Genomic DNA, 22707 nt, shown 5'->3' on the forward strand with positions numbered 1-22707 from the left:
ATGTGCGGCATCGCCGGATTCATCTCTATGCGCCCGGGGGCGCTTCCGAATGCTGATTTCATCAAGCCGATGCTGGCGCGAATCCATCATCGCGGTCCAGACGAGGTCGGTTACTTCGTGGACGACCACGTGGCGATGGGCACGGTACGGCTCAGCATCATCGATCTCGCGTCCGGCACCCAGCCGCTCAGCGACGCGTCCGGTCGCTACTGGATCTGCTTCAACGGCGAGCTGTACAACTACCGCGAGCTGCGCGCCGAGCTGCAGGCTCAGGGTCGCGTGTTCCGCACCCGGTCGGATACCGAGGTGATGCTGCAGGCCTGGCTGCAGTGGGGCGAAGGCTGTCTGCGGCGTTTCAACGGCGCGTTCGGCTTCGCCGTCTACGATACCCAGGAACACCGCCTGTTCCTCGCACGCGACCGTTTCGGCAAGCGTCCGCTGTTCGTCGCCGAGCACGACGGCATGCTGATGTTCGCCTCCGAGATGAAGGCGTTCCTGGCAATCGACGGCTTCTCGTTCGAGCCCGACGTCGGGCAGCTCTCGTCGATCTTCGCGCAGTGGACGCCGCTGCCGCACCAGACCGGCTTTCGCGGCATCCGCCAGCTGCCGATGGCCGGCTTCCTGAGTGTGCGCGACGGTGAGCTGCGAGAGGGCCGCTACGAGCAGCTCGATTTCGTGCCGCGTCACGAGGTGGGCTCGGAGGCCGAGGCGATCGAGCGGGTGCGTGACGCGCTCACCGAGAGCGTGCGGCTGCGCATGCGCAGCGACGTCGAGGTGGGCGTGTACCTGAGCGGCGGACTCGATTCGACGGTGGTCACCCAGCTCGCGGGCGGCATGTCCGATCATCCGCTGCATACCTTCTCGGTGGCGTTCGAGGACAAGTATTTCGACGAATCGGAGCATCAGCTCGAGGTCAGCCGCTTCCTCGGCACGCGGCACTCGGCGATCACGATCAGCCATGCCGACATCGTGCAGGCGTTTCCGGAAGCGGTCTATCACGCTGAAATCCCGGCGTTCCGCACCGCGTTCGTGCCGATGTTCCTGCTCTCGCGCGCGGTGCACGACAAGGGCATCAAGGTGGTGCTGAGCGGCGAGGGCGCCGACGAGGCCTTTCTCGGCTACGACCTGTTCAAGGAAACGCTGCTGCGCAGCAACTGGAACGCGTACGACAACGACGAGCGCAAGCGAAAACTCTCGCGCATGTATCCGTACCTGCGCCACTTCGGCGGCGACGAGTCCACGCGCCTGCTCGGCCTGTTCCAGCAATTCAGCGAGGAGCGCCTGCCGGGTCTCTTCTCGCACGAGATCCGCTTCCAGAACGGGCGCTTCGCCAACCGGCTACTCAAGCGCGACGGCAACGCCGACCCGTTCGCCGAGCTGCTCGCCTACACCGCCGAGGATCCGCACTTCGCGGGCCTGAGCCCGATCGAGAAGGCGCAATGGCTCGAATTCAAGACGCTGCTGCCGGGCTATCTGCTGTCCACCCAGGGCGAGCGCATGAGCATGGCCAACAGCGTCGAGAACCGCTGCCCGTTCCTCGATCCCGAGGTGGTCGCGCTGTCGGCCGCCGTCAACCTCAAGTTCGACGACGGCAGCAACGAGAAGTACCTGATCAAGAAGGCGTTCGAGGCAGTGATTCCACCGTCGATCACCACCAAGTCGAAGCATCCGTATCGCGCTCCCGACAGCGCCGCGTTCGTCGATCACCGCGCCGACTACCTCGAGCTGCTGCTCTCGGAGAACGAGCTGAAGAAGGTGCCTCACCTGGACGCCCGCTTCGCGCAGGCACTCACCCGCAAGATCTTCGACAGCGAGCCCGGCACCATCAGCACGCGCGAGAACCAGACCTTCATCTATCTGCTGTCCACCACCATGCTGCATCGCCAGTACGTGCGTCGCGAGGGCCTGCCGCCCATGCCGCTGGAGCGGGTCGACCGGGTGCTGTCCCGCGTCGTCGATCGTCGCAGCGCAATCCGTTCGGGAGTGGAACATGTTTGAGTTTCTTCGCAAGCGCAGCCCCGCCGATTCGGCGCCGGCCCCGGTCGACGCCCATGCCGCCGCCGCGCTGCCGCTCGTCGACGCAGCCTCGGCAGGCCCGGTGCCGCAGCCCGACGACATCGCGATCATCGGCCTCGCGCTGCGCCTGCCGCGCGCCGAAACGCTCGACGACTTCTGGACCGAGCTGGCGGCGCAGCGCTCGCTGATCAGCGAAGTGTCGCCGCAGCGCTGGGACAAGGACGTCTACTACGGCGATCCGCGCAAGGAAGACGACAAGACCAACAGCATCTGGGGCGGCTTCATCGAGCACGCCGACTGCTTCGACGCGGAGTTCTTCAACATCTCGCCGCGCGAAGCGCAGTACATGGATCCGCAGCAGCGCTTTGCGATGGAGCTGGCCTGGAAGGCGATCGAGGACGCCGGCTATCGGCCGGGGCAGCTCGCGGGCACCAATACCGGCGTATACATGGGCGTCTGCCATTGGGACTACGCTGAGCTGTTCGAGAAGACCGGGCAGAAGGTGGATGCGTACTTCCCGACCGGCACCGCCTATTCGATCATCGCCAATCGCGTGTCCCACTACTACGATCTGGCCGGCCCGAGCATCGTCAACGACACCGCCTGCGCGAGCTCGCTGGTGTCGGTCTATCAGGCCGTGCGCGCGATCCGCAACGGTGAATGCGACGCGGCGCTCGCCGGCGGCGTGAATCTCGCGTGGTCGGTCAACCACTTCATCGCGTTCGGCAAGAACGGCATGCTCTCGAAGCGCGGCCGCAGCCAGGCGTTCGATCACGAGGCGGACGGCTACGTGCGCGGCGAGGGCGGCGCGATGCTGCTGCTCAAGCCGTTGCAGCGCGCGCTGGAGGATGGCGATCCGGTGTATGCGGTGATCAAGGGCATCGGTACCAACCACGGCGGGCGCACCACCTCGCTGACGGTGACCAACGCCAAGGCGCAGGCGCGCCTGATCCGCGAGGTCTACACCCGCGCCGGCATCGCGCCGGACAGCGTCAGCTATATCGAGGCGCATGGCCCTGGAACGCCGGTCGGCGATCCGGTGGAAGTGCTTGGTCTCAAGGAAGCGTTCCGCGACATGCACCAGGAGGCCGGCTCGGAGCCGGTGCCGCAGAGCTGCGGGATCGGCTCGGTCAAGACCAATATCGGCCACCTCGAGGGAGCCGCCGGCGTGGCCGGCATGGTCAAGGTGATCGCGGCGATCCGGCATCGCACGCTGCCGGGCAACGTCGATTTCCGCCAGCTCAACCCGCTCATCAAGTTCGAGGGCAGCCCGTTCTACGTGGTCGGCCAGAGCCGGCCGTGGGTGACCAACGGCACGGCGCCGCGTCGCGCCGGCGTCAGCTCGTTCGGTTTCGGCGGCACTAACGCGCACGTGATCCTGGAGGAGGGCCCGGGCCTCGCCGAGGCCGGCGCGCCCGATGCGGCCCATGTCGCCGGCACGCCGGTGCTGGTGCCGCTGTCGGCCCGCAACGGCGAGCGGCTCGACGCGCAGATCCGGCAGTTGGCGGCGCACCTGCATGCCCATCCGGAACTCGATCTGGCCGCGCTCGCCTATACGCTGCAGGTCGGCCGCGAGGGCATGGTCGAGCGCATCGCGTTCGTCACGGACTCGGTGGCCGAGCTGACGGCGCTCCTGGACGCGGCGCTCGCGGCCACTGCGCCGGTCGAGCGCAGCTGGCGCGGGCAGGTGCCGGCGCGACGCGGCAAGCACGACGCGAAGCAGGCGGCGCTCGACGAGGATACCGAACTGCTGCTCTCGCACTGGATCGAGAAGGGCCGCCTCGACAAGCTGGCCGAGCACTGGTGCGGCGGCGGCCCGGTGGACTGGCAGCGGCTCCATCGCGCCGCGCGCCCGCAACGGCTGCGGCTGCCGACCTATCCGTTCGCGCGCGTGCGCCACTGGCTGCCGGACGCCGGACCCGCGGCCGCGACGGCCGCTCGGGACACGGCGAACGCGACCGTCCCGACCGCGCCCGCCACGCTGCATCCGCTGCTGCACGCGAACGTCTCCACGCTGAGCAGCCAGGCCTATCGCACCGCCTTCTCGGGCACCGAATTCTTCCTCGCCGATCATCACGTGTCCGGGCGCATGGTGCTGCCCGGCGTCGCCTATCTCGAGATGGCGCGCGCGGCCGCCGCGCTCGCGCTGGAGGCGGGTGAGCACTGCACGCTGAAGAACGTGGTCTGGATGCGCCCGCTGCGGGTGGGCGCCGAGCCGGTGGACGCGCGCACGCAGCTCACGCCGCAGACGCGCGGCGACGTCGCCTACGAGGTGACGAGCGGTGCCGGCGACGCGCTCACGGTGCACAGCCAGGGCACCATCGTGGCGCAGGCCGAGCCCGCGGCGGCGCCGGCCGCCGTCGATCTGAGCGAGTTGCGCGGCGCCTGCGCGAGCCCGGTGGCGCTCGACGAGGCCTACGGCTGGCTGCGCGCGGCCGGCATGGTGCACGGCCCGTCGCTGCAGGCGATGACCGGCCTGTACCAGGGCGAGCGGCAGGTGCTGGTGGAGTTGAGCCTGCCCGAGGCGCTGCACGCCGGGGCCGAGGCCTACCGGCTGCATCCGGCGCTGCTGGACGCCGCGATCCAGGGCACCGTGGTACTGCTGCGCGGTGAGCGTCCGGCGCTGCCGTTCGCGCTGCGCGAGCTGCGTCAGTACGGACCGTGCGCCACGCGCATGTGGGCCTGGATCCGCCCCAGCGCCGGCGCGGCAGGGAGTGCCGCGATGCCGGCCTTCGACATCGACATGTGCGACGCACAGGGCGTCGTCCGGGTACGGCTCGCGGGCCTCTCGCTGCGCCTGCTGGAAGCGGGCGAGGCGGCGGCCTCGACCGCCGCGCTGAGCTACGGCGTGCGCGAATGGCGGGCCGCGCCGCTGGCTGCGCCGGCCGCGCCGGTGAACGCCGGCGGGCTGCTGTTCGTGGCCGGCGCCGCGCCCGATCCGCAGCGCGACCGGCAACTCGCCGAGGCGCTCGGCGCGAGCGTCGAGGCGCTCGCGCTGCCGCCGGCGGAACAGGCGGCGGCGGGGCTCGAGGCGGCCTTCCAGGCGGTGCTGCGCGGCGTGCAGCGCATCATGGGCGAGCGCCGCAAGGCCGACGTCTGCATCGTGCTGCCCGACGACGAGGCCGGGCGCCTCTTTGCGCCGCTGGCCGCGCTGCTGCAGGTCGCGCTGCAGGAAAGCTCGCGTCTGCGCGGACGGCTGATGATGGTGGCCGGCCTCGCGCAGTTGCCCGCCGCCGCGCTGGCCGAGCGCGTACGCGCGGAACTCGGCGCGCCCGGCGCGATGCACGAGGTTCGCTACGACCTTGCCGGACAGCGCGAGGCGAGCGTGGTCGCGCCGCTCGCGCTGCCGACCGCCTCGCTCGGCGAGGTATTCAAGCCGGGCGGTGTCTACTGGCTGACCGGCGGGCTGGGCGGCCTCGGCCGCCTGATCGCCGAGGCCGTGGCCGGCCTCTCGGGCGTGGTGCTGGTGCTGAGCGGGCGCGGCCCGGCCGACGGCCGCGACGCTGCGCTGCGCGCGCGCGGCGTGACGCTCGACTATCTCGTCGCGGACGTCGCCAACGCCGAGGACACGCAGCGCGTGGTGGCGGAGATCCTGCGCCGCCACGGGCGCCTGAACGGCGTGCTGCACGCCGCCGGCGTGCTGCAGGACGGCCTGATCGTCAACAAGACGGCCGAGCACGCCAGCGCCGTGTTCGCGCCGAAGGCGCGCGGGCTGTCGAACCTCGACGCCGCCACGCGCGGGCTCGCGCTCGACTTCATGCTGCTGTTCTCGTCGGTGGCGGCGGTCGATCCGGCCGCCGGCCAGGCCGACTACGCGGTCGCCAACCGCTTCCTCGACGCCTATGCCGACTACCGCGACGCGCAGGTGCGCGCCGGCCGCGCGCACGGCGTGACCGTCGCGATCGACTGGCCGCTGTGGGCCGACGGCGGGATGCGCATGGATGCCGCCAATGTCGACGCGATGCGCCGCCGCACCGGCGGCGAGCCGTTGCCGAGCGAGGTGGGGCTCGGCGCGCTGGCGGCGGTGGTCGCCGCCAAGCGGGTCGGCCACGTGTCGGTCGGCTACGGGCACGCGCGCGCCGAGGCGGCGCCGCAACCGGCGCCGTCGTCGCAGGCGGTGGCGGCCGCGCAACCCGCCGCTGCCGCCGTGACGGTGGAGACGGCCGCCGCGCTGTCTCCGGCGGACCTGTTGAGCGAGACGCTGGTGCTGCTCAAGCAGACGCTCGGCAAGGTGCTGAAGCTCGACCCGGCCAAGATCCGCACCGGCGAAAAGTTCGAGCAGTACGGCTTCGACTCGATCATGGCGGTCGACATGACCTTGCAGCTGGAGGAACTGGTCGGCTCGCTGCCCAAGACGCTGTTCTTCGAATATGTCGACCTGCAAGGCATCGCCGATTACTTGCTGGAGGAGCACGCGGACGCGCTCGCGGCGGCCCTGGCGGCACGGCGCCCGGCCACCGCGCCGCAAGCACCGGCGGCGATCGCCGCCGGTCCGGCCGGCACCACGAGCCGCTTCAGCGCGCCGGCGCCGGCCCCGGCGCCGGTGGCGATGTACGACGCCGATCTCCACGACATCGCCGTGATCGGCCTGGCCGGCCGCTATCCGCACGCGGCTACGCTGGATGCGTTCTGGGATCTGTTGAAGAACGGCGAGCACGTGTTCGAGAAGATTCCCTCGGAGCGCTGGGAGCACGCGGGCATCTACCACGACGAGCGCGACGTGCTCGGCAAGAGCACCATCCGCACCGGCGGCTTCCTCGACGACATCGACAAGTTCGACCCGCGCTACTTCAACATCTCGCAGCGCGACGCGGAGTTGATGTCGCCCGAGGTGCGGCTGTTCCTGCAGGTGGGCGTGGAGGCGTTCGAGGACGCCGGCTACTCCCGCGAGCAGATGAGCCAGCGCTACGACGGCGACGTCGGCGTGCTGGTCGGCACCATGAGCAACCACTACAACCTGCTCGGCTTCCAGAACATGCTCACGCGCGGCTCGCGCGCGAGTGGCAGCTACACCGGCACGCTGCCGAACATGCTGTCGTATTTCTACGGCTTCACCGGCCCGTCGATCTTCCTCGACACGATGTGCTCGGCGGCCTCCACCTGCATCGATCAGGGCGTCTGGATGCTGCGCACGCGCCAGTGCCGGATGGTGCTGGCCGGCGGCGTCAATCTGCTGCTGCATCCGCAGAACCTGATCTCCAGCTCGCAGGAGCACTTCACGTCGAAGAGCTCCGACGTGATCCGCAGCTACGGCCTCGGTACCGACGGCACGATCCTCGGCGAGGGCCTCGGCGCGGTGCTGCTCAAGCCGCTGGCCGAGGCGATCGCCGACGGCGATCACATCTACGGCGTGATCAAGGGCACCGCCATCAACAACGCCGGGGTGCGCAACGGCTTCACGGTGCCGACGCCGGCCATGCAGGCCAAGGCGGTCGAGAAGGCGCTGGCCGATGCGCGGGTGGACGCGCGCACCGTCAGCTACGTCGAGGGCCACGGCTCGGGCACCAAGCTCGGCGATCCCATCGAGATCAAGGCGCTCACCCAGGCGTACCGCGCCCACACCGACGAGCGCGGTTTCTGTGCGATCGGCTCGGTCAAGTCGAACATCGCGCACCTGCTGGCGGCGGCCGGCGTGGTCGGCCTCACCAAGGTGCTGCTGCAGATGAAGCACGCCACGCTGGTGCCGTCGCTGCATGCCGAGGAGCTGAATCCGGCGATCCCGTTCGCCGATTCGCCGTTCCGCGTGCAGCGCGAACTGGCCGAATGGCGGCGCCCGACCATTGTCGGCGCCGACGGCGTCGCGACCACCTATCCGCGTCGCGCCGGCGTCACCTCGATCGGCGCGGGCGGCATGAACTCGCACATGATCATCGAGGAATACGCGGCGCCCGAGCCCGAGCACTGGCCGGCCGCGCCGCGCCTGTACGTGCTCTCGGCGATGACGCGCACGCTGCTGCAGGACTGGATGCAGCGCCTGCTGGCGCTGCTGCGCGAACAGCCCGGGCTCGATCCGGCGCGCGTGGCGTACACGCTGCAGGTGGGCCGCAACGTGCAGCCGTGCCGCTTCGCGATGGTGGCATCGAGCCTCGACGAGTTCGTCGCGGCGATCGACGCGTTCCTGCGCGACCAGCTCGCGCCGGGCGCGGTGTTCGTCGACAACGTGCTGTCGATCGATCCGAGCGCCGGCCCCGGCGAGGTCGAGCGCGATCTCGCCGCCTGCGATCTGGCGCGGCTCGCGCGCCATTGGGCCGAGGGCGCGCGGCTCGACTGGCGCCTGCTGTGGCCCGAGCGGGCGCCGCATCGTCTGTCGCTGCCGCCGAGCCCGTTCGAGAAGGTGCGCTGCTGGTACGAGGTAGATCCCGACGCGCCGAGCGTGCTCGATCCGCTCGCCTCGCGCGGCAAGCTGCATCCGTTCATCGGCCGCAACCTGTCGGACCTGTCCGCAATCGCGTACGAGACCGACGCGCGGCCCGACGATCTGCTCGACTACGCGTATCGTCGCGGCGGGCAGCGCCGCATCGTGCCGACCTTCGTGCTCGACGCGGCCTGGGCGCTGGGCGGCATCGCCGGACTCACCGCGCCGTTTGCGGTACGCGATCTGGCGCTGAATCCGGATCCGGACTGGAGCGGACCTGCGCGGCTCGAGTTCGCGCTCGCCACGCGTGCGCCCGGCAGCCACGAAGTCGGCGTGCGATACACGGGCGAGGACGGCGAGGTCCGGCCGCTCGCGCGCTTCGTGCTGCAGGAGACGGCCGCGCCGCAATGGCCGGCGACGCTCGGGCTCGATCCGGGCAGCGTCGCCGCCGGGCTCGATGCGGCCGCCTTCTACGCCACGCTGCGCGAGGGCGGGCTCGACTACCTGCCGTACCTGGAGAGTGTCGAACGGCTCGGCTGGAGTGCCGACGGCGCCTGCCTCGTCACGCTGCGCGAAGCGATGCCGAAGCAGCACCACTTCGCCGCGCGCGTCGCGCTCGCGCCGGCCGTGCTCGGCGCCGTGCAGCAGGTCGCGCACTTCCTCGCGCGGCAGGCCGGCGAGACGGCCTGGCAGGACGCCGGCTTCGTGGGTGCCGACGCGCTCGAATTCGTCGGCGGCACGGTGCGGCACCTGCGGTTCGAGGGCCGCCACACGGTTGCGCTGCTCGACGACGCCGGATGCGTGCTCGGCGCGATCCGCGGCGCCCGCTTCGGGCGCACGGCGGCCGCCGGGCTCGCGGCGATGCCGGTGGCCTGGGGCGTGGCGCGACCGGCTGCCGTGCTACAGGCCGCCGCCGCGAGCACCGCTGCGTACGCGCCGGCCGCTGCGCCGGTGGCCGCGTCTGCCCCCGCACCGGCCGCGCTCGTCGCCGCACCGGCGGCGCCAGCCGTGCCGATGGTGTCGGCGCCGCCCGATGCGCCCGACGACCTCGCGCAGATCCGCGCCGACGTGGTGGCCCGCATTCTCGGTCGGATGGCGCCGATCCTGAAGTTCGCGCCCGACGCGATCAACCTGCGCACGCCGTTCTACAACCTCGGCTTCGATTCGATCTCGCTGACCGAGCTGGCCAACCACATCGGCGCCGACCTGGGCGTGGGCCTCACGCCGGCGGTGTTCTTCGAGGTCGAGAACGTCGAGCAACTGGCCGGGCATCTGATGGCGAACCACGTCGCGACGCTGCGCGAGCGGCGTCGAGCGGCGCAGACACCGGCCCCGACGGTCGCGCCGGCCGCTGCCGCGCCGCTCGTCCAGCCGTCACCGGTGCTGGCGCCGCCCGCTGCAGTTCCGGTTGCGGCTCGCGCGTTCGCGCCGGCGGCATCCGCCGCGGGGGCCGATCCGCTGCTCGAGCGCGCCGTGGCGATCATCGGCATATCGGCGCGGCTGCCCGGTGCCGACGATCTCGACGCGTTCTGGCGCAACCTGCGCGAGGGCCGCAACGCCATCGCGCCGCTGCCGATGAGCCGGTATCGCGGCGCCTATCGCGAGCAGATGGAGCAGGCCGACTTCCCGCACCGCGCGGGCGTGCTGCACGACATCGACCGCTTCGACGCCGCGTTCTTCCACATCTCGCCGGCCGAGGCCGAGCTGATGGATCCGCAGCACCGGCTGTTCCTCGAGGCGGCCTGGGCCGCGGTTGAACACGCCGGCTATCGCGCGAGCCGGCTGCCGGAGGCCACCGGCGTGTACGTCGGCGTGAGCGGCAACGACTACGCGACGCTGCTGGCCGCCCACGGCGTGCCCACCGAGGCCTACACGGCCACCGGCACGGCGCACTCGATGCTGGCCAACCGCGTCTCGTTCTTCCTCGACGTGCACGGCCCGAGCCAGGCGATCGACACCGCCTGCTCCAGCTCGCTGGTGGCACTGCATCGTGCGGTGGAGAGCCTGCGCGCCGGCCAGTGCGAGATGGTGATCGCCGGCGGCGTGAACCTCACGCTGAGCGCCGACACTTTCGTGGGCGCCTACAAGGCCGGCATGCTCAGTCCCGAGGCGCAGTGCAAGACGTTCTCGGCGAACGCCGACGGCTACGTGCGAGGCGAGGGCGTGGCGGCGCTGGTGCTCAAGCCGCTGCGCGCGGCCGAGCGTGACGGCGATCCGATCCTCGGCGTGATCCTCGGCAGCGCCGAGAACCACGGCGGGCGCGCCAACTCGCTGACGGCGCCGAACCCGCGCGCGCAGGCCGAGCTGATCAAGCGCGCGATGCACGGCATCGATCCGGCCAGCATCGGCTATGTCGAAGCGCACGGCACCGGCACCAGCCTCGGCGATCCGGTCGAGATCAACGGCCTCAAGCTGGCCTACGCGCAGTTGCCGACCCAGGACGGCGCGCCGCTCGCGGCGGGCCGGTGCGCGATCGGCTCGGTGAAGTCGAACATCGGCCATCTGGAGGCGGCGGCGGGCGTGGCCGGCGTGCTCAAGGCGCTGCTCGCGATGCGCCACGGCGCGCTGCCGGCCAGCCTGCACGCCGAGCCGCTCAACCCGTACATCGAGCTGGACGGCAGCCCGTTCCGGATCGTGCGCGAACTCACGGCATGGCCGCGCGCGGTGGATCCCGCGGGCCAGCCGCGTCCGCGCCGGGCCGGGGTGAGCAGCTTCGGCTTCGGCGGCGCGAACGCGCATCTGGTGCTGCAGGAGTACGTGGCGCCGGCCGCCGCGCCGGCTGCCGCGGGCCCGCACGCGATCGTGCTGTCCGCGCGCAATGACGCGCAGCTGCGCGTCGTCGCGCGTCGCCTGCTGGCCTGGGCGCAGCAGGCCGAGGGCGACGCGCACGCCGGGCTGATCGAGCGCGTGGCCTACACGCTGCAGGTCGGCCGCGAGCCGATGGACGAGCGTCTCGGCTTCGAGGCCGCCTCGCTGGCGCAACTGGTGGCCACGCTCACCGACTACCTCGACGACCTGCCCGGCGCCGTGCTGCGCGGCTCGACGGGGCGCGCGGCCGCAGCGGCGGTCCCGCCGGCCGGCGCCGCAATGCGCGAGACGCTGCGTGCCTGGGTGGACGGCGCCGAGATCGAGTGGGCGACGCGCCACGCGCGCGTGCCGGGGCGCGTGGCGCTGCCGACCTATCCGTTCGCGGGGCAACGCCACTGGATTCCCGCCCAGGCGGCGCTGCCGACGCTCGACGACGCGGCGCTCGAGCGGATGCTGGACAACGTGCTGAGCGACACCTTGAGCGTCGACGAGGCGATGGATGCATTGACGCTGGCCGATCACGGCCGCGGCGAGTAAATGGAGAGGATCGTGGACGCGTTGCAGCGAATCTTGCAGGATCTGAAAAGTGGTCGCATCGACAAGGCCGAGGGGCTGCGTTTGCTGAAGGCACGGCGCGACGGCGCCGCGCACGACCTGGAAGCGGCCGCGCCGGCCGCGGCCGGCGCGGCGGCGGAGGTCGGCCTATACGCCGTCGAATGGCGCGAGCAGCCGCTCGAACACGAATCCGAGGCCACCGGCGGCGACTGGCTGGTGCTGCTGACCGAGCCGTTCGCGGCGGCCCGAGCGGCGCTCGCCGCGCTGCCGGCCGCGCCGCGCTGCCAGGTGTTCGCGCGGCCCGGAGGCGATCTCGGCGCGCGCTACGAGGCGCTCGCCGCGCAGGTGCTGGCGGCCTTGCAGGCGCCGCTGCGCGAACCGGTGTCGACACCGTTGCGGGTGCAACTGGTGATCCCCGCCGCGGCCGAGGACGAGCCGCTGTTTGGCCTCGCCGCGCTGCTGCGCAGCGTCGAGCAGGAGAATCCGCGGATCCGCGCGCAGGTGATCGGCGTCGATCCCGAGCGTATGGACGCGTCCGACCTGGCGATCCTGCTGGCCGCCGAGCGCGTGCACCACGGTCCGGCCGCGATCCGTCATCGCGACGGCGCGCGCAGCGTGCTGCATCACGCGCCGCTGCCGGCCGCCACCGGTGCGCCCGCGCCGTGGCGCGACAGCGGCGTGTATCTGCTCACCGGGGGCGCGGGCGGCCTCGGCGCGCTGTTCGCGCGCGAGATCCTGCGTCACGCGCCCGGCGCAAGGGTGGTGCTGGCCGCGCGTGCGGGCTGGCCCGACCCGGCACGCGCCGCGCTGGCCCCGCTCGGGCCGCGGCTGCAGCTACGCACGCTCGACGTGACCGATGCGGGCGCCGTCGAGGCGCTGCTGCATGACCTGCACCGCGAGCACGGCACGCTCACCGGCATCCTCCACGCCGCCGGCGCGCTGCGCGACGGCTTCGCGCTCGGCAAGTCGGCCGCCGATCTGGCCGCCGTCTGCGCGCCCAAGGTGCGCGGCCTGCTGAACCTCGAACGCGCCAGCCGCGCGCTGCCGGTCGAGTTCCTGGCGAGCTTCTCGTCGCTGGCCGGCGTGCTCGGCAACGTCGGCCAGTCCGACTACGCGCTCGCCAACGCGTTTCTCGACCGCCGCGCGCTGCAGACCCGCCGCAGCATCTCGATCGCCTGGCCGCTATGGCGCGAGGGCGGCATGCGCATCGACGCGGAGACCGAACGCGCGCTGCGCGAGAACCTCGGCCTCGCGCCGATCGACAGCGAACGCGGCTTCGCGGCGTTCTATCAGGCGCTCGCCGCCGCCCGGCCGCAGGTGCTGGTGGCCTGCGGCGATCTGGCGAGGCTGGCCGCGCGCTTCAACGGCGCCGCGCCCGTCGCGGCGGCCCCGGCGCTCGAGGCCGCCGGGACCGCCGCCTCGGCCGAGCTGCGCGCCGCGCTGTTCGCGCGGCTCAAGGCGCTGTTCTCCGAGTGCACGCGCTACCGAGTCGAGGAACTCGACGCGCTGGAGCCGCTGGAGAGCTACGGCATCGATTCGATCATGATCACGCGGCTGAACCAGCGGCTCGCCGCGTTCTACGCGAGCCTGCCGAAGACGCTGCTTTATGAGCACCGCACGCTGGCCGCACTGGCCGGCTATCTGCTCGACCAGCACGCGGCGGCGAGCCGGCGCTGGGCCGGGCTCGATGCCGCGCCGGCCGCATCGGCACGGGCGGCCGGCGCGGCCGATCCGGCACGCGGCGCCGTCACCGGTGCGGCCGCCGCCGGGCCAGCCCGGGCCGCCACGGCCTCCGGCCGCGCGGCCGAGGCGCACGACGATGCGATCGCGATCATCGGTTTGAGCGGCCGCTATCCACGCGCCGCCTCGCCGACCGAATTCTGGAACAACCTGCGCGACGGCCGCGACTGCGTCGGCGAGATCCCGCCCGAGCGCTGGCCGCTCGAGGGCTTCTACGAGGCCGACCGCAAGCTCGCGCTCGCGCAGGGCAAGAGCTACGGCAAGTGGGGGGGCTTCCTCGACGGCTTCGCCGATTTCGATCCGCTGTTCTTCGGCATCTCGCCGCGCGAGGCGAGCGGCATGGATCCGCAGGAACGTCTGTTCATGCAGGCCTGCTGGGACGTGCTGGAGGACGCCGCGATCAGCCGCGAGACGCTCGCCACGCAGTACGGCGGCAAGGTCGGCGTCTACGCCGGCATCACCAAGACCGGCTTCAACCTATACGGCCCCGCGCTGTGGCGCGACGGCGAGACGCTGCATCCGCGCACCAGCTTCAGCTCGGTGGCGAACCGCGTCTCGTACACGCTGAACCTGAACGGCCCAAGCCTGCCGCTCGACACCATGTGCTCGTCGTCGCTGACGGCGATCCACGAGGCCTGCCGCGCGCTGCGCGCCGGCGACTGCGAGCTGGCGATCGCGGGCGGCGTGAACCTCTACCTGCATCCGTCGAGCTTCGTCGAGCTGAGCGCCTCGCAGATGCTCTCGTCCGATGGCCGCTGCAAGAGCTTCGGCGAGGGCGGCAACGGTTTCGTGCCGGGCGAGGGCGTGGGCGCGGTGCTGCTCAAGCCGCTGGCGCAGGCGCAGGCCGACGGCGACCCCATCCACGCCGTGATCCTCGCCACCCAGATCAACCACGGCGGCAAGACCCACGGCTACACCGTGCCGAACCCGTCGGCGCAGCGCGACGTCGTGCGCGCCGCCCTGGAGCGCGCCGGCATCGACGCGCGCAGCATCGGTTTCGTCGAGGCGCACGGCACCGGCACCGAGATGGGCGACCCGATCGAGATCGAGGGGCTGACCCAGGCCTTCCGCGGCGATACCGACGCGCTCGGCTACTGCGCGATCGGCTCGGTGAAGTCGAACATCGGCCATCTGGAGGCGGCCGCCGGCATCGCCGGGCTGACCAAGGTGGTAATGCAGATGAAGCATCGCCACCTGGTGCCGAGCCTCAACGCCGACGTCATCAATCCCAACATCGATTTCGAGCGCACGCCGTTCGTGCTGCAGCGCACCTCCGCGCCATGGCGGCGAATGGCCGGCCCGCGCGGGGAATGGCCGCTGCGCGCCGGGGTCAGCTCGTTCGGCGCGGGCGGCGCCAACGCGCACGTGATCGTCGAGGAATTCGTGCCGCTCGCGCGGCCCGCGCGTGCGGCCGCCACCACGCCGAGCCTGGTGGTACTGTCGGCGCGCACCGAGGCGGCGCTGCGCGGGCGCACCGGGCGTCTGCTGTCGTACCTGTCGCGCACCGATCGCACGCCGGCCGTCAGCCTCGAACCGCTGATCGCCGAACAACTGGCCGGCGTGCTGCACGTCGCGCCGGCGCAGATCGAGGCCGACGTCGGCTTCAGCGACTACGGGGTCGGCGAGTTCGAGCTGCGGCAACTGCTGGAGCGGCTTGCCGAGACCGCCGGGCTGGTGGCGCCGGACGACGCGTGGCGCGACTGCGGCAGCGTCGCCGAACTGGCGGCCTGCCTGCAGCCGGCCACCGTCGACGGCGGCCGCCTGGAGGACATCGCCTACACGCTGCAGGTCGGCCGCGAGCCGATGGAATGGCGGCTGGCCTGCGTGGCAGGCAGCCTCGCCGAACTGACCACGCGCCTCGAGCAGTATCTGGCCGGCGACGTCGGCGCGCCCGGCGTCCACGCCGGGCAGGCGGCGCAGGGCGGCGAGGAGCGCGAGGCGCTGGCGCACCGCAACCAGCACGCCGTCGAAGCGGCGGTGGCCGCGCGCGACCTCGGCACGCTCGCGAGCCTGTGGGTGAGCGGACAGCGCATCGAGTGGGCCGCGCTGCATCGCGACGCGCAACCGCGCCGCATGCATCTGCCGAGCTATCCGTACGCCCGCAACACCTACTGGATCGCGGAACGCTATCGCGGCCTCGCGCCCTCGTCGGCTGCATCGGCTGCATCGGCTGCATCGGCCGCCGTCGGGCCGGCGGCACCGGTCGCGGCGCCCGTGAGCGCCGCACCGGTCGCGCCGGCAGTGGCGCCCAGCGCCGCCGAGACCCGCGAGTACGTCGAGCGGATCGTGGTGGAGCGGCTCTGCGCCTCGCTCGACCTGCGCCCCGACGAGGTGCGCGCCGATCAGTCGTTCGCCGACTATGGCCTCGACTCGATCCTCGGCGTCGAACTGGTCGACGGCCTCAACGCGACGCTCGGCCTGGATCTCGACACCACCTGCCTGTTCGACTACAGCACGCTGCAGCGGCTCGTCGAGCACCTCGTCTCGCAATACAAGGGGCCGGTCGCGGCGGCAACCGCCCCGCGCGAGGCGGCCGTGGCCGCGGCCTCCGGCGCGGCGTCCGTCACCCCGGCGGCGACGCGCGAGGACGCCATCGCGATCGTCGGCATCAGCGGCCGGTTCGGCCGCTCCGACGATCTCGACGCGCTCTGGGAGCACCTCGCGCAGGGCCGCGACCTGATCGAGCCGGTCACGCGCTGGCCGCTGCCGGCCGACGCCGAAGCGAGCGAGGCCGCCTGCCGTCACGGCAGTTTCGTGGAGGGCATCGCGGAATTCGACCCGCTGTTCTTCAACATCTCGGGGCTCGAGGCGACCTACATGGATCCGCAGCAGCGGCATTTCCTGCAGGAAGCCTGGAAGGCGCTGGAGAACGCCGGCTACGCCGGCTCGCAGGTGGCCGGCACCGATTGCGGCGTGTACGTCGGCTGCTGCGGCGGCGATTACCAGGACCTCTTCCTCGGCAAGCCGTCGCCGCAATCGCTGTGGGGCAACATGGCCTCGGTGATCCCGTCGCGGATCGCCTACTACCTGGACCTGAAGGGCCCCTCGATGGCGATCGACAGCGCCTGCTCCAGCTCGCTCGTCGCGATCGACCTGGCATGCAAGGACCTGCGCAGCGGCGACACGCGCATGGCGCTGGCGGGCGGCGTGTTCCTGCAGGCAACCCCGAAGCTCTACACGGCCGCCCATCGCGCCGGGATGCTGTCGGCCACCGGCCGCTGCCACACCTTCGACGCCAGCGCCGACGGCTTCGTGCCGGGCGAGGGCGTGGGCGTACTGGTGCTCAAGCGGCTTTCCGACGCGCTGGCCGACGGCGATCACGTCCACGGCGTGATCCGCGGCTCGGGCGTCAACCAGGACGGCACCACCAACGGCATCACGGCGCCCAGCGCGCGCTCGCAGGAGGCGCTGCTGCGCCGCATCTACGAGCGCTTCGGCATCGACGCCAGCGAGATCGGCATGGTCGAGGCGCATGGCACCGGCACCCGGCTCGGCGACCCGATCGAGTTCGGCGCGCTCACCCGTGCGTTCCGTGCAGACACCGAGCGCCGCGAATACTGCGCGATCGGTTCGCTGAAGACCAATCTCGGCCACACCCAGTACGCCGCCGGCGTGGCGGGCGTGCTGAAGATCCTGCTGGCGCTCGAGCACGAGCAGATCCCGCCGTCGCTGCACTACCGCAGCGGCAATCCGGCGATCCGCTTCGCCGACAGCCCGTTCTACGTCAACACGCGCCTGCAGCCGTGGGCACGCGAGGCGCAGCGGCCGCGGCTGGCCGCGGTCAGCTCGTTTGGCGCGGGCGGCACCAACGCGCATCTGGTGATCGGCGACGCGCCGGCCAGCACGCTGCGCCATGCCGACAAGCCGGCGTGGCTCGTCACGCTGTCGGCCCGCACCCCGGGTCAACTGCGCCAGCAGATCGAACGCCTGCGCGCGCACTGCCTGCGCAAGCCGTCGCTCGACCTCGGCAACCTCAGCTTCACGCTGCTGGCGGGCCGCAAGCACTTCGGCCGCCGCGCGGCCTGGGTGGTGCGCGATCTCGCCGAGCTGGTGGCGGCGCTCGGCACCGCGCTCGACGCGGGCCGCGAGACGGCGGCCGCGGCCGTCGCGGCGCCGGCGAGCGCCTGGGCGGAGCAAGTGACGGCACTCGCCGCCGCAGGCTCCGACGGCGAGTACCGCGCTGCGCTCGGCGCGCTGGCCGACGCCTATCTGCAGGGCGCCGAGCCGGAGTGGCGCACGCTGTACGCCGACGGCGACTATCGACGCATGCCGCTGCCGACCTACCCGTTCGCGCGTGAGCGCTACTGGCTCGACGCGGCGGCCATGACGCTGGCGCTCGACGCGCGTCCGATCGAGCCGTGCGCGCTGCCGGTCCCGCTGCCCGCGCCGGCCTCGGCCGTGACGCAGGCGGTGGCGGGCGCGCATCCGTGGCTCGCGGCGGGCGCCGTCGGCAGCGGCACACCATCGCTGCGCGCCAACTTCAGCGGGCGCGAGTTCTTCGTCGTCGATCACGTCGTGCAGGGGCGCACCATCATGCCGGGCGTCGTCTCGCTGGAGCTGGCGCGCGCCGCGTTCGCGGCCGTCACCGGCAAGCAGACCGGCGTCGAGATCTCCGACGTGGTGTGGGTACGGCCGTTCGTGACCGGCGAGCCGATGCCCGAGGTCTGTGTCGACCTGCTGCCCGACACGGCGGGCCGCTACGAATTCCGCGTGCGCGCGGCCGGCGACGCCGAGTTCATCTATACCCAGGGCTTCGTGCAGGCCGGCTCGGCCGCGCCGGCCGTGCTCGATCTGGCCGCGTGGCACGCGCGTTGCGCGAGCGCGACAGTCTCGCGCGAGCGCTGCTACGACGCGATCCGCGCGATGGGCATCGATCACGGCCCGAGCCTGCGCGCCATCGAGTCGGTGCAGACCGGCGCCGGCCTCGCCCTGGCGCGGCTGGTGCAGTCGGCCGGCGCGCAGGCCGGCGGCGTGGTGCTGCATCCGGCCCTGCTCGACGCCGCGATCCAAGCCTCGATCGCGCTGCTGATGGGCGAGAACCGCACCGCGCTACCGTTCGCGCTGCGCTCGCTCGACGTGCTGGCGCCGTGCGTGGGCACGTTGTGGGCGGCGATCCGCCTGCACGAGCCGCGCGCGGGCTGGCAGGAGCTCGACATCGAGCTGTGCGACGAAGCTGGCACGCTGTGCGCGCGCTTGAGCGGCTACAGCTCGCGGATCCTCGCGCCGCGTCCCGACGCCGACGGCGCGGCCAACGCGGCATCCGCCGCACGCGGCAACGCGGCACCGGCGGGCACGGCGGCGCAAGGCGCGAACGCCGTCGCCGACGGCGCGGCGTTCCCGGTGCTGCTGCAGCCGGTGTGGGACGTCACGCCGCTGCCGAGCGCCGCGCTGCAAGTGGGCCGGCTGCTCGTGATCGGCGCCGAGCCGGCGCTCGTCGACGCGCTGCGGCGCTTCGATCCCGAGTTGCAGAGGCTCGCGTTCGCGGCCGACGAGAGCCGCGACGCGTTGGTCGCGCGGCTGGCCGCGCTGCGCGGCTTCGATCATGTGGTGTGGGCCGGCGACACGGCACCCACCGTGCCGGGCGAGGAGGACGCCCTGCTGGCGCGTCAGCCGCTCGGTGTGCTGCGCGCATTCCGGCTGATCAAGGCGCTGCTGGCCGCGGGCCGCGACGAGCACGCGCTGCACTGGACCCTGCTCACCACGCGCACCCACGGCTGCGACGCGAACGACACGGTGCAGCCGGGTGATGCCGGCCTGCACGGCTTGTTCGGCTCCCTCGCGCGTGAATATCCGAACTGGCCGGTGCGCGTGATCGATCTCGACTCGCGAGGCGCCGCGCCGCTGCAGCAGGTGTTCGAGCTGCCGTTCGACGCGCACGGCGACGCGTGGCTGTATCGCGGCGGTCAGTGGTATCGCCGCCAATACGTGCCGCTGGTGCCGCAGGCCGAGGCACTGCCGCCGTATCGCGAGGGCGGCGTCTACGTGGTGATCGGCGGCGCCGGCGGGGTGGGCGGGGCGTGGAGCGAGGCGCTGGTGCAGGACCATCGCGCGCAGATCGTCTGGCTTGGCCGCTCCGCCGCCGACGCGCGCGTCGAGGCGCGCCTCGACGCGCTCGCGGCGCACGGCCCGCGCCCGCTCTACCTGAGCGCGGACGCCGGCGACCGCGCGTCGTTGCAGGCCGCGCGCGACGAGGTACTGCGCCGCTTCGGCCGCATCGACGGCGTGCTGCACTCGGCGATCGTGCTGCAGGACCGCACGCTCGCGCGCATGGACGAGCAGGCGTTCCTGTCTAGCTACCGCGCGAAGGCGGACGTCAGCGTGCGGATGGCGCAGGTGTTCGGCGAGCTGCCGCTCGATTTCATGCTGTTCTTCTCGTCGATCCAGTCGTTCGCGCGCATGCCGGGTCAGGCCAACTACGCGGCCGGCTGCGTGTTCAAGGACGCGTTCGCGACCTATCTCGACCAGACCGGGCGCTTCCCGGTGCGCATCATGAACTGGGGCTACTGGGGCGAGGTCGGGGTAGCCGCGACGGCCGACTATCAGGCGCGCATGGCGCGCGCCGGGATCGCCTCGGTCGAACCGCCCGAGGCGATGACCGCGCTCGACGTGCTGCTCGCCGGCCCCAGCCGGCAGCTCGCGCTGATCAAGGTCACGCGCCTGTCGGCGATGGACGGCACCAGCCAGAGCGAGGCCATGACGGCCGCCGCCGCGCCGCTGCCCGCGCTGGTCGCGACGCTGCCGGACCCGGCCGCCGACGCCGGCGTGACGAGCCTGTGCGAGCGCGTGGTCGCGCAGACCGCGGAGATGGACCGCCATCTCGCCAAACTGCTCTACGCGCAACTGCGCGAGTTCGGCCTGTTCGGCGCGGAGGGCGCCACGCTGGCGGGCCTGCGCGCGCGGCTGCCGGCCATGTACGAGCGCTGGCTCGACGAGACCCTGGCCGTGCTGCAACGCCATGGCTGGATCGCGCGGCACGCCGACGGTGCCTATCACGCGCTGCAGCCGGTGGATGCCGGGGCGGCCTGGGCCGACTGGGAGCGCGACACCGCCGGATGGCTGTCCGACGACAACCGGCGCTCGCGCGTGCAGCTGGTCGAGGCGATGCTGCGCGCGCTGCCCGAGATTCTGGGCGAGCGCCGACCGGCCACCGCGGTGATGTTCCCGAAGTCGTCGTTGAAGCTGGTCGAGGGGGTGTACAAGAACAACCCCGTCTCCGACCATTTCAACGCCGTGCTGGTGGATGCGCTGGTGGCCTGGGTGAAGGCGCGCGTGGCGCGCGATCCGGCCGCACGGGTGCGCATCCTGGAGGTGGGCGCCGGCACCGGCGGCACCAGCGCGCGCGTGTTCCCGGCGCTGCGCCCGTACCAGGACAATATCGCCGAGTACTGCTACACCGACCTGTCGAAGGCGTTCCTGATGCACGCGCAGCGTGAGTTCGGGCCCGCCAATCCGTATCTGGCCTACCGGCTGTTCGACGCCGGCAAGCCGCTCGACGGGCAGGGCATCGACGCGCAGGCCTACGACGTGGTGATCGCCACCAACGTGCTGCACGCCACCGTCAACATCCGGAACACGCTGCGCAACGTGAAGGCCACGCTGCGTCCGAACGGCATGCTGCTGCTCAACGAGATGAGCGACAACCTGCTGTTCAGTCATTTGACCTTCGGCCTGCTCGAGGGCTGGTGGCTCTACGACGATCCCGCGCTGCGGCAGCCGGGCTCGCCCGGCCTCTATCCGGAGGTCTGGCAGGCCGTGATGGAAGCCGAGGGCTTCCGCTCGGTGCGCCTGCCGGCCGCCTCGGCGCGCGCGCTCGCCCAGCAGATCATCGTCGGCGAGAGCGATGGCCTGGCGCGTCAGCCGGTCGGCCCGGGCACCACGGTGGCGATGCGCCTGCCGGCGCGCGCCGCGCGGCGGCGGGCGACGCTCGTCGCCAGCGCGGCGTCGCGCGTCGCGCGTGCCAGCGTGAGCGTCGCGCCGCGAAGCGCGGAGGCGACCGCCGCTGTCGCTTCGGCGCCGGCGGTGCTGTCGCGCGGAGCGGCGAACGACTATCTGCGCGAGCTGGTGGCGGAGGTGATCCGCATTCCGGCCGCCGAGATCGATCCGGCCGAGCCGCTGGAAAGCTACGGCATCGATTCGGTGCTGGTGGTGCAGCTGACGGCCAAGCTGCGCAGCGTGCTGCCGAACATCGGCGGCACGCTGCTGTTCGAAGTGGCGACCATCGACGCGCTGAGCGAGCGCCTGCTGTCGACACATACGGAGCCGCTACGCTCGCTGCTGACCGGCGCCGAGGCGGCGGCGCCGGTCGCGGCCGACGCGGCGGGCGCGGTGAACGAGACCATCGTGCCGGCGGCACCGGCGCCCGTCGCGACCGAGCCGGACGACGCGGTTGCGCCCGAGGCGCCCGCCGCGTCGTCCGATGCCGACGGTGGCGCCGCGCTGCGCGCCGGTGCGCTCGACTACCTGCGCGGGCTGGTGGCGGAGGTGATCCGCATCCCGGCCGTCGAGATCGATCCGGCCGAGCCGCTGGAAAGCTACGGCATCGATTCGGTGCTGGTGGTGCAGCTAACGGCCAAGCTGCGCAGCGTGCTGTCGAACATCGGCGGCACGCTGCTGTTCGAGGTGGCAAGCGTGGCCGGGCTGGCCGACCGTCTGCTCGTCACGCACGCGCAGGCCTTGCACGCGCTGCTGGCCGGCACCGAGGCGGCGCCTGTCGTCGAGACGGCAGCCCCCGTCACCGCGTCGCCGGTCGAGGCGGCCGCAGCCGAGGCGGCCGTCGCCGCGCCGACAGTCCAGCCGACCGCGCCGGCCGCCGTCGCGGCGGCCCTGCCGGCTGCGGCGCCGCGCGAGGACATCGCGATCGTCGGCCTGTCGGGCCGCTATCCGAAGGCCGAGAACGTGCGGCGCTTCTGGGAGAACCTGCGCGACGGCCGTCACTGCATCGGCGAGATCCCGGCCGAGCGCTGGAACTGGCGCGACTACTTCGACGAGCAGAAGGGCAAGGAAGGCGCGATGTACAGCAAGTTCGGCGGCTTCCTCGACGACTTCTCGAAGTTCGATCCGCTGTTCTTCCGCATCTCGCCGGCCGAAGCCGAGCGCATGGATCCGCAGGAGCGCCTGTTCCTGATGCAGGCTCACGCGGTGATCGAGGACGCGGGCTACACGCCGGCGCAACTGGCCGACGCGCATCCGCGCATGGGCGTGTTCGTCGGCATCATGAACGGCCGCTACGCCAC

3 protein-coding genes (1 of these 3 cut by a window edge) are annotated in these 22707 nt (G+C 72.2%); all 3 read left to right on the top strand.

Annotated elements, in window-relative coordinates; genetic code table 11:
• Tightly spaced (each overlapping or abutting the next), the 3 genes in view from asnB to DM992_RS38930 form a layout consistent with a single transcriptional unit that may run on beyond the window.
• Positions 1 to 1998: an asparagine synthase (glutamine-hydrolyzing) gene (gene asnB, locus DM992_RS38920; protein ID WP_111021520.1), complete on the top strand. Its 1998-nt coding sequence runs from the start codon at positions 1 to 3 to the stop codon at positions 1996 to 1998.
• On the top strand, positions 1991 to 11716 hold the full coding sequence (locus DM992_RS38925) for an SDR family oxidoreductase (protein ID WP_111021521.1): 9726 nt from the start codon (positions 1991 to 1993) through the stop codon (positions 11714 to 11716). Before asnB ends, DM992_RS38925 begins: the two co-directional genes overlap by 8 nt.
• Positions 11717 to 22707, top strand: the start of a protein-coding gene (locus tag DM992_RS38930) for an SDR family NAD(P)-dependent oxidoreductase (RefSeq protein ID WP_111021522.1). It continues 19534 nt past the right edge of the window; 10991 of the gene's 30525 nt are visible here — the first part of the coding sequence; it begins with the start codon at positions 11717 to 11719; the stop codon falls past the right edge of the window. It abuts the gene before it with no gap.

It is taken from the genome of Burkholderia sp. JP2-270, from assembly GCF_003233675.1.
GTDB classification, from domain to species: Bacteria; Pseudomonadota; Gammaproteobacteria; order Burkholderiales; family Burkholderiaceae; genus Burkholderia; species Burkholderia pyrrocinia_C.

Excerpts from the sequence above, each read along its gene's own strand:
- asnB (WP_111021520.1), top strand. The coding sequence starts at position 1 with ATGTGCGGCATCGCCGGATTCATCTCTATGCGCCCGGGGGCGCTTCCG.
- DM992_RS38925 (WP_111021521.1), top strand. The coding sequence starts at position 1,991 with ATGTTTGAGTTTCTTCGCAAGCGCAGCCCCGCCGATTCGGCGCCGGCC.